This is a genomic window from Bordetella flabilis (assembly GCF_001676725.1).
GTDB classification, from domain to species: Bacteria; Pseudomonadota; Gammaproteobacteria; order Burkholderiales; family Burkholderiaceae_B; genus Bordetella_C; species Bordetella_C flabilis.
On record NZ_CP016172.1, the window covers coordinates 1,534,430 to 1,547,481 of the forward strand.

Below are 13,052 nucleotides of genomic sequence, written 5' to 3' on the forward strand. Positions count from 1 at the left end.
GGTTGAAATCAACCTATGTATAGATTGATTTACAATCAAGGCGAAGGCCGTCAGGCGTCGCCGCCGGAGCGGCGGCCCGAGGCCCGGAGGAGATTCGCCGCATGGAAAACCGCCGCAGGAAGGCCCCTGAAACTGCCGCGCCGGACAGCGTGTCCGAGCGTCCGGCGGGGACGCTGGTGGACGCCCGGACCGCCGTCGAGCGCCTGGGCATCAAGATGCAGACGCTGTACGCCTACGTCAGCCGGGGCTGGGTAAGGGTGGTGCCGGCGGTCGGCGGCAAAGGCAATCTGTATTACGTGGAGGACCTGGATGCGCTGGCCGCGCGCGGGCGGGGACGTTCTACCGCGGGAGCAGGCGGCGAACGGATGATCCGCTGGGGCGGCAATGCCGTCATGCAGACCGCGATCACCGCCATCGGGCCGGACGGGCCGCGCTATCGGGGCAAGCCGGCGGCCGACCTCGTGCGCAGCCACCGCTCCTTCGAAGACTGCACGGAGCTGCTGTGGAACGGCATCCTGCCCGACGCCGGCGTGGTATGGCCGCCAGCTCGGCCCGGCGCGGGCTTCCAGGCGCTGGCCGACGGCATCGCTCAGATGGCGGGCCGCAATCATGCCCGCCGCCTGCTGTCGGTGGCGGTCGAAACCTTCGCCGCCAGCCTGGGACGCAACCCGGAGCTGACGCTGGGCGCGCCCGTGCTGGCCGCCCGCCAGATGACCCAGGCCATGGCCGCCGCGACCGGCCTGCTGGCGGCGTCGCCCCGGTACGGCCTGAACGAGACGCCGCAGTCCATTGCCGCCATCCTGGCCGACAACATGGGGATCGCGCCCACGCCGGCGCATCTGCGGGCGCTGGACGCGGCATTGATCCTGAGCGCCGACAATGAGCTGGCGCCGGCCACCTTCGCGGCGCGCATCGCGGCCTCGGCTGGCGCGGACGTGTTTTCCTGCGTCACCACGGCCCTGGGCGCTTTCGAAGGCATGCTGACCGGACTCGGATGCGAGCAAGCCGAAGCGGCGCTGGCGCAGGCACGCACGCCGGAAGCCTACCTGGACATCGTGAAGGGCCTGCTTGCCCGCAAGAGCCCGGTACCCGGATACGGCCATCCGCTCTATCCGGAGGGCGATCCGCGCGCCACGCTGCTGCTTGAACTGGCGCGTGAGATACGCCCGGCCGGCGCCCGGGGAAGGACCACCATCAAATGCGTGGACCTGGCCTGCGCCGAACTGGGCCTCAAGCCCAACCTGCCCCTGGGACTGGCGGTGCTGGCCGCGGTGCTGGGGGCGCCCCCGGGCGCGTCGGGCGCCCTGATGTCGGTGGGGCGCACCGCCGGTTGGGTCGCCCATGCCTTCGAACAGCGGCTGGCGGGCTTCCTGGTCAGGCCGCGGGCGCGCTATATCGGGCCGGCCTGAGTCGCGGCGGCGTGGGATCGCGGGCTGGGCTGACGGGCGTCGAGGTGCGCCCACATCGGCGATACGCGCTGGCCCCGATCCGGACGGCCCGTGTGTTATTCGCCGCGCGCCAGGGCCCGCGCCATGGCCTTGCTGTACTCGCGGGCGACCCGGACGTCGACGACGGCGACCTGGCCCTGGCGCACCGCCGCGATGGCCTCATCAAGCACGGCGGCGAACCGCGGCGCGGCAGCGACGGAGCCCCAGGCCAGCGCGCCCTGCGCCCGTGCCAGCGCCGCGATGTCGATGTCCGGCGTCTCGATGCGTTGCCCTACCCATTTGTTTTCGACCGGTCGGCCGCGAGTCAATGCGACCTTTTCCTGGTGCACTTCGTCGTTGAAGAACGAGCGGTTGTTCGCCACGATCACCAGTAGCGGAATGCCGTAGCGTACGGCTGTCCATAGCGCCGTGGCGCCCATCAGGAAGTCGCCGTCGCCCAGCACCGCCACGGGCAGCCGCGGGCCGCCTTTCAGTGCCAGCGCCGCGCCCACGGACATGCCGGGGCCGGAGCCGACGCCGGCGCCGCCGTCATAGCCCAGGTAATCCAGCGGGTGCGAGAAAGGGTGCGCGTCCCCCGGCCAGCCCAGGTTGGTCCGTATCAGGCAAGCGGGCGCGGCGGCTTGCAGGCGCTGGCTTATGATCGCGGCGAAGCGGGACAACGGTATGCCGTCGGCGTCGTCCTCCTCATTCCTGTCCTGCAGCGCCGGCGCGGCCGCTTGCCCGCGGTCGGCGGGCCCGGGACGGGGCTGACCGGCGTCCTCGGCGCCGGCATGTGCGGGCGGGGGCGATTGCGCCGGCATGCGCGGCGCGCCCAGCGCCGCCAGGGCGGCCAGGGTCTGTGTGACGAACTCGTCGGGGTCGCACATCAGGTAGGTATCGGCGCCGACCAGGCCCTGGTGCTCTCCGCCGAAACCGTTGTGCAAGGTCTGGTCCAGCGATACCTGGACGACGTGCGCCGGCGCCTCGCGCGCTCCCCAGGCGCTGCGCAGCGTGCCGGCCAGGTCGACCCAATCCAGGCTGACGACCACATCGGCGTTGCGCAGAATGGCCAGGCCTTCCTCGGACATGAAGTACGCGGGCGCCGCGCCGTGCAAGGGATGCCAGGTCGGAAAGGCCGCGCCCACCTTGAAATCTGTCAGCACGGTGGCTCCGCAGTGTTCGGCCAGGGCGACGCGGCGCTGCCAATCTTCCTCGTCGCGGGACACGCGGCCGGCCAGGATGACGGGACGGCGCGCGTCGCGCAGGCGTCGCGCGATATCCCGCGCCGCGCGCTCGCCCGGGCCGGGCCGCGGCGGGGCCTGGTGCCGCCGCAGCGGCAGCAGGGGCGGCGCCCCGGTGCAAGGCGCTTCCTGCAGCGCGCTGTCGAAGCACACGTAGACGGGTCCCTGCGGCAGCGTCGTGGCAATCTGCGCAGCGCGCATGACCGCATCGCGCGCGCCTTCCAGCGATGCCGGCTCCGCGTCCCACTTGACAAAGGATCGCACCAGCGCGCCCTGGTCCTTGGACGTATGCAGCCAGTCGATCCAGGGGCGGCGCCGCGCGGTATCGACAGGTCCCGTGGCGCCGAAAACCAGCACGGGCACCCGGTCGCAATAGGCGTCGAAGATGGCCATGGAACCGTGCATCAGCCCCACATTGGCATGCAGGATGGCGCCCATGGGCCGGCCCGCCACCTTGGCATAGCCGTGCGCGATGGCCACCGCATGCTCCTCGTGCAGTACGGTCAGCATCCGTGGCGCCTCATCGCCCAGGTGGTTGACCAGGCTGTCGTGCAGCCCCCGGAAGCTGGCGCCGGGGTTCAGGGCCACGTATTCCAGGCCGATATGGCGCAGCAGTTCGGCCAGATAGTCGCTGCCCCAGCGCCGCCCGGCGCGGTCGTCGTGCGTATTCATGTCGGTTGGCCTGCCTGTCAGTCGAGCGTGACGTTGACGTTCTTGATCTGCGTGAATTCCAGCAATTCGTCCTTGCATTCCTCGCGGCCGATTCCGGAGCGCTTGTAGCCGCCGAAAGGCGCGCCGGTGAAGTGCGCCGACGAACCATTGATCCAGACGTAACCCGCCTGGACGCGCGCCGCCGCGAGGTGGGCGGTACGCAGGCTGGATGTCCATATCGACGCCGTCAGGCCATAGTCCACGCCGTTGACCGCCCGGAACAGCGCGTCCTCGTCCGACCACTTCAGCACGGCCAGCACCGGGCCGAACACCTCTTCGCGCGCCACCCGCATGTCCGGCGTGACGTTCGCCAGGATCGTCGGTTCGACGAAGTAGCCATGGCGCAATGCATCCGTGTCGCAACGATGGCCGCCATGGGCGAGGACCGCACCTTCCTGTTGCGCCGACGCGATGAAGTCCAGCGTCTTGTCCAGTTGCTCGCGCGACACCAGTGCGCCCATGGTCGTGCGCGTATCGGTCGGCAGGCCGGGGCGATGCAGCGAACCGGTCAGGTCGACGATGCGGGCCAGCACCTCGTCGTGCACGGACTCGTGCAGGAACAGCCGGCTGGTGGACCCGCAGGATTGGCCGCACCACGTGAAATTCATGCCGCGCACCGCGCCCAGCGCGGCTTTTTCCAGATCGGCATCCGGATAGACCAGCATGGCGTTCTTGCCGCCGAGCTCCAGCAATACCTTCTTCAGGCCGTCGGCCGCGCCGCGCATGACGGCCCGGCCGGCATTCACGCTGCCGATCAGCGCGACCGCCGCCACGTCGGGGTGGGCAACCAGCGCCGCGCCCGTGGAGCGGTCGCCGGTCAGGCAGTTCAGGACACCCCGCGGAAAAAGTCCTTCTATCCGTTCGAACAGGCGCAGTGTCGACAGCGGCGCCTGTTCGGGCGGCTTCAGGATCACGGTATTGCCGGCGGCCAGCGGCGCGGCGACCTTGCCCGCGGCGAACATGAAGGGGTGGTTGAAAGGAATGATGCGCGCGACCACGCCCAGCGGTTCGCGCAGTGTGTAGTCGAGCGAGCCATTCGCGGTGGGGATGGTCTCGCCCTTCAATTCCAAAGCCAGGCCCGCGAAGTACTCCAGTTGCGTGGCCGCGAACACTGCGTCGTCGACCATCTGGCGTACCGGATTGCCGCAGTCGGCGGCGTCGATCAATGCCAGTTCGCCGGCGTGCTCCCGCACGATGGCCGCCATGCGGCGCAGCAGGTCCGCTCGGGCCAGGGCCGGCGTATCGCGCCAGGCGGGCCAGGCCGCGGCCGCCGCCGCGACGGCCGCGTCGACGTCCTCGGCGCCGGCCAAGGCGTAGGAACCCAGGTCTTCCTGGGTGGCGGGGCTGCGGCTGCGGGCGTGTGCGCCCGAACGTGGCGCATGCCACGCCCCGCCGTAGTACAGGCCGCGCTGGCGCGGCAGGACGCCTGCCACGCGGGCCGACAGGTCGGGGCCTTGATCCAGGATCGTCATCGGTACTCGTCGCACATGGGGTGCAAGGGAGGGGCGGGAGCGCGCGCGGCGGGCCCGAGGGCCAGCGCACGCGGGAGCACCTAGACTAGTGCTGGCTGTCGATATTGGTCAATCTTGATTTGAAATCAATATGTGTGGGCGAAGCGCGGGCGTGCCACCGTCTGGAGGCGGGCTTGAATGGAAGGGCTGGCGAGGGTAACGCTGTGTACGCGCTCATGCGCTGCCCGATGCAGACCGGGCAGCGCAGCATGTCACGGCGCGGGATTCGGCTGGCGCGCGTGGATGGCGTCGATGGCGGCGAGCACGGAGTCCGGCAGCGTGACGTCGACGCTTTCGATGTTCTCCTTGAGCTGCGCAAGGTTGGTCGCGCCGATCAGGTTGCTGGTGACGAAGGGGCGCTGGTTGACCCATGCCAGCGCAAGCTGCGTGGGCGTCAGGCCGTGCTGCCGCGCCAATGCGACATACTCCTGCGTGGCGGCTTCCGCCTGCGGGTTGCTGTAGCGGGTGAAACGCGTGAACAGCGAGAGACGGGCGCCGGCGGGGCGCGCGCCGTTTTCGTACTTCCCGGTCAGCATGCCCATGCCCAGCGGCGAATAGGCCAACAGGCCGACGCCGTCGTGGTGGCTGAATTCCGACAAGCCCATCTCGAAGGTCCGATTGAGCAGGTTGTAGGGGTTCTGGATGGACACGATGCGCGGCAGGTGGTCGACCTCCGCATGCTTGAGAAACCGCGCCACGCCCCAGGGCGTTTCGTTCGACACGCCCACGTGGCGAATCTTGCCCTGGCGCACGAAGTCCTGCAGTACCGACAGCGTCTCGGCGATCGGTACGGTGTGGTCATCCTTCACCCAGGGATAGACGGCCTGGCCGAACGTCATCGTGGTGCGGTCCGGCCAATGCAACTGGTACAGGTCCAGATAGTCCGTTTGCAGGCGCTTCAGGCTGGCGTCCAGCGCCGCGGTCAGGTTCTTGCGGTCATGGAAGGTCTTGCCTTCGCGGATGTGGCCGGGGCGCTTGGGGTCGCGCACCGGGCCGGCGATCTTGCTGGCAAGCACGATGTCCTGGCGGCGCTTGGTCTTGGCCAGCCAGGTGCCGATGAAGGTTTCGGTACGGCCATAGGTTTCGGCCTTGGGCGGCACGGGATACATTTCCGCCGTATCGACCAGGTTGACGCCGTGCGCCAGCGCGTAGTCGAGTTGTTCGTGGGCCTGCGCCTCGGAATTCTGCTCGCCCCAGGTCATGGTGCCCAGGCCGATCAGGCTGACGTCGATGTCGGTATGGCCAAGTTTGCGGTATTTCAACGAATCGCTCCGGGAATGGACGGACGGCGGGGCAAGCCCCGGGTGTGGCGATGTTACTCCCGGCCTGGGCCGGCCAAAAAGGATGCCATATGCCGGCGCGGGGATTTCAGGCCATCGACAGCGGACCTGTGGAACTTTGCGCCTCCCACGGCGCCTCACGCACCCGTCCTTCGTCATTCCGCCACCGTTGATGCCTTGCAGAAATTATTCCGGCCGCCCTGTCTTTCTTGCCGCCCTGTCGCTTTACGGCCTGGCCATCTGGCCGATTCTCCATGCAGACCGGTTCTACATCGATGACCTGGGGCGGGCGTACGCCGGCTACCTGGGGTGGAGCTCCGACGGCCGCCCGCTGGCCAACGTGGTCATGGAGCTCTTCAATCTCGGTACGCCGCTGACCGATCTATCGCCGCTGCCGCAGGTGGCCGCGCTGTTGCTGTTCGCCATGCTGGCGGTGCAGGTGGCCAGGCGTTTCGGCATTGGCGGGACCTGGCGTGCTCCCCTGATCGTGGCCCCGCTGGTCGCCCAGCCTTTCTTCCTGGAGAACCTTTCCTATAAGTTCGATTCCCTGACCATGTCGCTGGCCGTGACGCTGGCGGCCCTGGCGGTGGTCGGGCCCGTGGCCCGGGGGTGGCGCGGCGTGGCTGGCATGGCCTGCATCCTGGCCAGCCTGTGCCTCTACCAGCCGGCCTTGAATGTCTTCCTGGTCTTCGCGCTCGCGGAACTCATCCACGAACAGGCAAGGTGCTGCGCGCCGCGTGCGCTGTTGGCGCTGGCGGGCGTACGGATACTGCAATTGCTGGTCGCCTGCGGCCTGTACGGCGGCATCATGGCCGCGACGGTAAAGGGCCATTACGCCACCTCTCACCAACAGTTGCCGGACGTGGCGCAGGCCTGGCCGGTCATGCTGCACAATCTGGCCGCGTTCTGGCGCTATGTGACGGCCTACACCGCCACGTCCTGGGCGGCCTTGCCATGGATGCTTACCGTGGCCGGGGTGGTGCTGGCGCTGGGCGCCGCCATCCGTTATGCGGGGACCCACTGGGCGGCCAGCCCGCCGCGCGTGCGGCTCGCCTTGGCGCTTGGTCCCGTCGCCGTCGTGCTGGGGACGGCCGTATTGCCCTGGGGCCCGATGCTGATACTGCGGGATCCGGTGTTCGCGCCACGCGTCATGGTCGGGGTCGGCGCATTGGCTTCGGCCGCCTTGCTGGCGGTGTCGTGCGCGTTGACGCGCTGGCGCGTGGAGCGGCGCTGGCACGTCGCGGTGCTGGCCGCGCCGGCGTATGGCCTGTTCGTCTTCGCAGCCGCGTATGGCAACGCCCTGGGCCTGCAGAAGGCCTACGAGGATCGCCTGACGGCGGACATCGCACAGGATCTGTCAGGGCTCGCCGACAGCGCCGGCGTGCGGCGCTATACGTTGCGCGGCCACGCCCCGCGGCCACCGGTGGTGCAGCACGATATCCGCAAGTACCCTTTGCTCGACGTGCTGGTTCCGGTGTACCTGACAGCGGGGTGGGGCTGGGCGGGCGATGCGCTGCGGCACGCGGGCAGCGACCTGCGTTTCCTTGCGTCCAGCGATGCGGGCGCCCCTTGCGCCGCGGTGCCGGCGGTCAGGCGCCAGGCGTATCGCATCTATACGAAGGAGGACATGGCCATCGTCGTGTTTCCCGACGCGGCGTGCCGGGCCGGATAGCTTCCGGGGACCGCGCCATGCTAGCCTCTGCCGACGTCCGTGACCGTGCGTGGCCCTATGCCAGACCTCAATCTCGCCCACCTGCATGCTTTCGCCCTGGTGGCCGAACTCGGCAGTTTTTCCGCGGCCGCTGACCGCCTGGGCGTGTCGCAGCCGGCCATCAGCGCGCAGGTCAAGCAATTGGAACGGCGCTGCGGCGTCCGCTTGCTCGAACGCGTCGGCCGCCGGGCCGCGCCCACCGCGGCCGGGGCGGAGCTGCTGCGATGGCGCCACGCCATCGACGGCGCGATCGAAGGGGCGCTGGAGGCTGTCTCGCAGTATTCCACCGAGACACGTGGCCAGGTCCGCCTCGGATCGGGGGCGACGGCCGCCATCCATCTGCTCCCGCCCGTCCTGGGCACGCTGCGGCGCCAGTTTCCGGACCTGTCCGTCCTGGTCAGTACCGGCAATACCGCGGACTTCATCGCCGCGGTGGAGAGCAATGCCGTCGACGTGGCGCTGGTCACGCTGCCCATACCGGAACGCGGTTCCCTGGCGGTCATGCCGGTCGCGGCGGAAGACTTCGTCGCCGTCGGCCCGCCGGGCATGTTGCCGGACCGCGGCAAGGCGACGCCGCGCAGCCTTGCCAGGCTGCCCCTGATTCTTTTCGAGCCCGGGGCCAATACCCGGGTGTTGATCGACCGCTGGTTCCGGCAGGCCGATTTGGCGCCCAGGCCGGTCATGGAGCTGGGCAGCGTCGAGGCCATCAAGGAAATGGTTGCCGCCGGGCTCGGGTGCAGCGTGCTGCCGGCAATGGCCGTGACAGGCAAGGCCCACCGCGCCGATCTGGTGGTGCGGCCTCTTGCGCCGGGCCTGGGCAGGGAGTTGGCGTTGGCCCTGCGCAAGGACAAGCCTTTGAGCAAGGCGCTGAACCAGGTTGTCCAGGCCATCACGCGCTGCGCGCTGTCCGGAGGCGGCCCCCTGCGCGCGGCGGCGCCCTGAGCGGAGGAGGGGGCAATATCCAAATCGTGGAATTGGCGCGCGATTTCATTCAGATGTCAGGGGCCGGCGCTACATTTCGCCCCACACGGGTTTTCTCTTGAAGAGGGCGGGATGAAAGGAAGAGTTATCGCCGCGGCCGTGCTTGCGCTCGTGATCGCAGGCGGCGTCGCGGCCTGTTCATTCGCGTGGCGCAACGCCATCGAGCCGGTCGATCCCCCCGCGCCGGCCTCCTTCGATAGCGCCTCGGTGGCCCGTGGGGCGCAATTGGCCGCGCTGGGCGATTGCCTGTCCTGTCATACCGCCGCGGGCGGCAAGCCCTATGCGGGCGGCACGCCCCTGCAAACGCCTTTCGGCACCTTGTACAGCACCAACATCACCCCCGATCCGGACACCGGCATAGGGCGATGGTCGCTGGCGGCCTTTGCCCGCGCCATGCGCGAAGGCGTGGCGCGCGACGGCCATCTGCTGTATCCCGCCTTCCCTTATCCGCATTTCACGCGCATGAGCGACCAGGACATCAAGGACCTGTACGCCTACGTGATGACGCGCACGCCGGCCAAGGCGCCGCCGCGCGATAACGACCTGGTCTTCCCGCTGGGATACCGGCCCCTGATCGCCGGCTGGAACCTGTTCTTCCTGCATCCCGGGCCCTTGCCGGAGGACACTACGCAGAGCGCCGAATGGCTGCGCGGCCGCTACCTGGTCGAAGGTCCCGGACACTGCGCCGCCTGCCACACGCCGATGAATGCCCTGGGCGCTGAAGAGGGCGGCAAGCCTTTCGCGGGCGGGCATATCGAAGGCTGGGACGTGCCGCCTCTCAATGCGCTCGGCCATGGGCAGCGTCCCTGGACGGTTGCCCAACTGACCTCTTACCTGCGTACGGGGCTGGCGAGCGAGCACGGGGCAGCCGCCGGTCCGATGGAGCCGGTGACCCGCGCGTTGAGCCTGGTGTCCGAAAGCGATGTGCGCGCGATGGCCGTGTATCTGTTGTCGCTGGACCCCCAGGCGCCGGCGGATACGCCGGTGCAAGCCCAGGCCTCGTCCACGCCGGCCCTGGCGCCGTCACCTGCCCAGGCGCCAACCGGGGCGGCCACCCGGGACGCCGCGCCGGCCCAGGCCGTGTCGCTGAACGCATCGCGGGCCGATGCCGAGCGCCTGACGCGCGGGGCGGCCCTGTTCAGCGCCACCTGCGCGGCCTGCCATGCCGCGTCCGCGCCCATGACGACCATTGGCGGGCGGCCATCGCTGGCCCTGAGCTCGGTCGTCAATGCCGATAGCTCGCGCAACGCCATCAACCTGATCCTGCAGGGCATACCCCTGCGGGGATCTTCCGCTTCCCACTACATGCCCGCTTTCGCGCAGACCCTGAGCGACGGCCAGATCGCCGACGTGCTGGCCTACCTGCGCGTGAATATCGCGCAGCGTCCTGCCTGGCCGGCGACGGAAGACATGGTCGCCAAAGTCCGCAAGGAGGACCAGTCCAAATGATTACATTGACGGTCAACGGCGTCGCACACAGCCTGGACATCGACCCCTCGATGCCGCTGCTGTACGCGTTGCGCAATCACCTGCAGTTGAATGGCGCCAAGTTCGGCTGCGGCATGGGCCAGTGCGGCGCATGCACGGTCATCGTCGACCAGGCGCCGGTCTTCTCCTGCCAGTTTCCGGTTTCGGCGATCCAGGGCCGCCCGGTACGCACGATCGAGGGCCTGGGCAGCGCCGAGCATCCCGGCCCCCTGCAAAAGGCCTTCATCGACAAGCAGGCGGCCCAATGCGGATACTGTATCGCCGGCATGGTGATGCGGGCGCAGGCGCTGCTGGATCGCAACAGCGCACCCACGGAGGCGGAGATCCGCGCGCATATGGAGCCCAACCTGTGCCGTTGCGGCACGCATATGCGGATCATCGCGGCCATCAGCGAGGCGGCCGCCAACCTGCGCGCCGCCGGCGACGACCCGGGCCATGCCGTGGCCCTCGCGGGAGGGGCGAAATGAATCCGTCCCAACAACTGCCGGACGATCCCGCGCGCCGGCGTTTCCTGGTCGCCGGCGCCATCACCGTCGGGTTCTCCCTGCTGCCCGGCCTGCCGGCGCTGGCCGCGGAAACCGCCAAGGGTCCGAAGCTGCCGGGCAGCCTCGGTACCACGCCCATGCTCGACGCGTGGATCAGGCTGGATGACACCGGCCGGCTCACCGTGTTCACCGGCAAGGCCGAACTGGGCACGGGCGTGCGTACCGCCTTCATCCAGATCGCCGCGGAAGAACTGGACGTGGCGCCCGAGGCCGTGCACCTGATTACCGCGGATACGGGGCTGACTCCCAACGAGGGCTACACCGCCGGCAGCCATTCCCTGGCCGACAGCGGCACGGCCATCCTGAATGCCGCCGCACAGGTGCGTGCGCTGCTGGTGCAGTCGGCCGCCGCGCGGCTGGGGGTGGACGTGGAGACGGTGAAGGTCTCCAACGGCGTCGTCGTGGCCGCCGACGGCCGTCGGCTGAGCTACGGACAGGCCGTGGCCGGGCTGGACCTGCATCGGCCCGCGCAAGCCGTATCGCCCTTGAAGGATCCCCGCACGCATACCGTGCTGGGCCAGCCCCTGCAACGCGTGGACATTCCCGGCAAGGTGACCGGGGGCGCCAGCTATGTCCAGGACATGCGGCTGCCCGGCATGGTGCACGCGCGCGTGGTGCGGCAGCCCTCGTACGGGGCGCGCCTGATCAAGGCGGACATCGACGGCGTGCGGGCCATGCCGGGGGTGGTCGCGGTGGTGCGCGATGGCAACTACCTGGCTGTCGTCGCCCAGGACGAATGGCAGGCGATCACGGCCATGCGCGCGCTGTCGTCCTCCGCGCAATGGGAGGAAAGCGCCGTTCTGCCCGCGCCCGGCACGATCCATGATGTCCTGAAGAAGCTGCCGTCGCGCGAGATCCGGGTGGCCGACCAGGCAGGGCCCGCCGCGCCGGCAGCCCAGACGCTGAAGGCCCGCTACACCAAGCCCTATCTGACGCACGGCTCCATCGGCCCGTCCTGCGCGGTGGCGCAGTTCGAGAACGGCACGATGACGGTGTGGACGCATACGCAGGGCGTCTTTCCTTTGCGCGGCGGCCTGGCCGAGATGCTGTCGCTGCCGCCGGCCAATGTGCGCTGCATCCATGTGGAGGGGTCGGGGTGCTATGGGCACAACGGCGCCGATGACGTGGCGGCCGATGCCGCGCTGATCGCGCGGGCCGTGCCCGGACGTCCTGTGCGCGTGCAGTGGATGCGCGACCAGGAACACACCTGGGAGCCGTCCGGTCCGGCCATGATTACCGAGGTACAGGCGTCCCTGGACGCCACGGGGCATATCGTGGACTGGCAGTACGAGATATGGAGCAACTCGCACAACCAGCGGATCGAAAACGCCGGCCGGCTGATGCCGACCTGGGCGCTGGCCCAGCCGTTCATCCCCGCGCCGCCCAAGCCCATCCCCATGCCGGAGGGCGGCGGCGATCGCAACAGCATCCCGCTATATGCCTTCCCGAACACCAAGGTGCTGCATCACTTCATTCCCGATATGCCGCTGCGCGTGTCGGCCATGCGGTCGCTGGGCGCCTACCTGAACGTGTTCGCCATCGAAAGCTTCATGGACGAGCTTGCGCTCGCGGCCAAGGCCGATCCGGTCGAGTTCCGCCTGCGGCATTTGCAGGATCCGCGCGGGCGCGACGTGATCGAGCTGGCCGCGCGCCAGTTCGGCTGGGATCCGCGCCGCAAGCGCGAGCCGGGCCGTGGCATGGGCTTCTCCTTTGCCCAGTACAAGAACCTGATGGCCTACCTGGCCATCGCCATGGACCTGTCCGTGGACCGCGACACCGGGGAGGTGCACATCCACCGCGCGGTGGCGGCGATCGATTGCGGGCAGATCGTCAACCCCGACGGCGTGCGCAACCAGGTGGAAGGCGGCATTATCCAGTCGGCGAGCTGGACACTGTACGAGCAGGTGCGCTTCGACACGCGCCGCATCACCAGCTTCGACTGGAGCACCTATCCCATTCTGCGCTTTTCCAGTGTCCCCGAACATATCGAGGTGCACCTGATAGACCGTCCGGGCATGCCTTTCCTGGGCGCGGGAGAGGCGTCGCAAGGCCCGGCGTCGGCGGCGGTCGCCAACGCGCTGGCCGACGCGACCGGCATGCGGCTGCGTGACACGCCGCTGGGCGGCCCGCGCCTGCGGGATGTGCCCACGGTTTGAT

The 13,052-nt window shown here is 69.2% G+C and carries 9 protein-coding genes; 6 read left to right on the plus strand and 3 right to left on the minus strand.

Annotated elements, in window-relative coordinates:
- The first annotated feature begins 101 nt into the window (after window positions 1-101).
- Window positions 102-1,409, plus strand: coding sequence for a citrate/2-methylcitrate synthase (locus tag BAU07_RS06730; protein ID WP_084025447.1), 1,308 nt, complete (start codon window positions 102-104; stop codon window positions 1,407-1,409).
- 95 nt (window positions 1,410-1,504) lie between these two features.
- Here BAU07_RS06730 and BAU07_RS06735 read toward each other — a convergent pair whose 3' ends face one another.
- From BAU07_RS06735 to BAU07_RS06745, 3 genes are all read right to left on the minus strand, one after another.
- Window positions 1,505-3,340, minus strand: a complete 1,836-nt coding sequence (locus tag BAU07_RS06735) for a thiamine pyrophosphate-binding protein (RefSeq protein WP_066655218.1) — start codon at window positions 3,338-3,340, stop codon at window positions 1,505-1,507.
- A 17-nt stretch (window positions 3,341-3,357) separates the two neighbouring features.
- Window positions 3,358-4,851, minus strand: a complete 1,494-nt coding sequence (locus BAU07_RS06740; RefSeq protein WP_066655219.1) for an aldehyde dehydrogenase family protein — start codon at window positions 4,849-4,851, stop codon at window positions 3,358-3,360.
- A gap of 251 nt (window positions 4,852-5,102) precedes the next feature.
- On the minus strand, window positions 5,103-6,152 hold the full coding sequence (locus tag BAU07_RS06745; protein ID WP_066655220.1) for an NADP(H)-dependent aldo-keto reductase: 1,050 nt from the start codon (window positions 6,150-6,152) through the stop codon (window positions 5,103-5,105).
- A gap of 190 nt (window positions 6,153-6,342) precedes the next feature.
- Between BAU07_RS06745 and BAU07_RS06750 the strand changes: the two genes are divergently transcribed.
- From BAU07_RS06750 to BAU07_RS06770, 5 genes are all read left to right on the plus strand, one after another.
- Window positions 6,343-7,842 carry a glucosyltransferase domain-containing protein gene (locus tag BAU07_RS06750; RefSeq protein WP_066655222.1) on the plus strand — a complete coding sequence of 500 codons (1,500 nt, stop codon included), beginning with the start codon at window positions 6,343-6,345 and terminating at the stop codon, window positions 7,840-7,842.
- Window positions 7,843-7,899: 57 nt separating this feature from the next.
- A complete protein-coding gene (locus tag BAU07_RS06755; RefSeq protein WP_066655223.1) occupies window positions 7,900-8,823 on the plus strand; it encodes a LysR family transcriptional regulator in 924 nt (307 codons plus the stop codon).
- A gap of 111 nt (window positions 8,824-8,934) precedes the next feature.
- Complete coding sequence (locus tag BAU07_RS06760) at window positions 8,935-10,311, plus strand: cytochrome c (RefSeq protein ID WP_066655224.1); 1,377 nt, start codon at window positions 8,935-8,937, stop codon at window positions 10,309-10,311.
- Window positions 10,308-10,817, plus strand: coding sequence for a (2Fe-2S)-binding protein (locus BAU07_RS06765; protein ID WP_066655225.1), 510 nt, complete (start codon window positions 10,308-10,310; stop codon window positions 10,815-10,817). The genes BAU07_RS06760 and BAU07_RS06765 overlap by 4 nt, the downstream gene beginning before the upstream one ends.
- Window positions 10,814-13,051: a xanthine dehydrogenase family protein molybdopterin-binding subunit gene (locus tag BAU07_RS06770; RefSeq protein WP_066655226.1), complete on the plus strand. Its 2,238-nt coding sequence runs from the start codon at window positions 10,814-10,816 to the stop codon at window positions 13,049-13,051. The genes BAU07_RS06765 and BAU07_RS06770 overlap by 4 nt, the downstream gene beginning before the upstream one ends.
- The last annotated feature ends 1 nt before the right edge of the window (window position 13,052 follow it).

What these genes read in the sequence shown, in the direction of transcription:
- BAU07_RS06740 (WP_066655219.1), bottom strand. Translation starts at nt 4,851, where the DNA reads ATGACGATCCTGGATCAAGGCCCCGACCTGTCGGCCCGCGTGGCAGGC.
- BAU07_RS06735 (WP_066655218.1), bottom strand. Translation starts at nt 3,340, where the DNA reads ATGAATACGCACGACGACCGCGCCGGGCGGCGCTGGGGCAGCGACTAT.
- BAU07_RS06730 (WP_084025447.1), top strand. Translation starts at nt 102, where the DNA reads ATGGAAAACCGCCGCAGGAAGGCCCCTGAAACTGCCGCGCCGGACAGC.
- BAU07_RS06750 (WP_066655222.1), top strand. Translation starts at nt 6,343, where the DNA reads ATGCCTTGCAGAAATTATTCCGGCCGCCCTGTCTTTCTTGCCGCCCTG.
- BAU07_RS06765 (WP_066655225.1), top strand. Translation starts at nt 10,308, where the DNA reads ATGATTACATTGACGGTCAACGGCGTCGCACACAGCCTGGACATCGAC.
- BAU07_RS06755 (WP_066655223.1), top strand. Translation starts at nt 7,900, where the DNA reads ATGCCAGACCTCAATCTCGCCCACCTGCATGCTTTCGCCCTGGTGGCC.
- BAU07_RS06770 (WP_066655226.1), top strand. Translation starts at nt 10,814, where the DNA reads ATGAATCCGTCCCAACAACTGCCGGACGATCCCGCGCGCCGGCGTTTC.
- BAU07_RS06760 (WP_066655224.1), top strand. Translation starts at nt 8,935, where the DNA reads ATGAAAGGAAGAGTTATCGCCGCGGCCGTGCTTGCGCTCGTGATCGCA.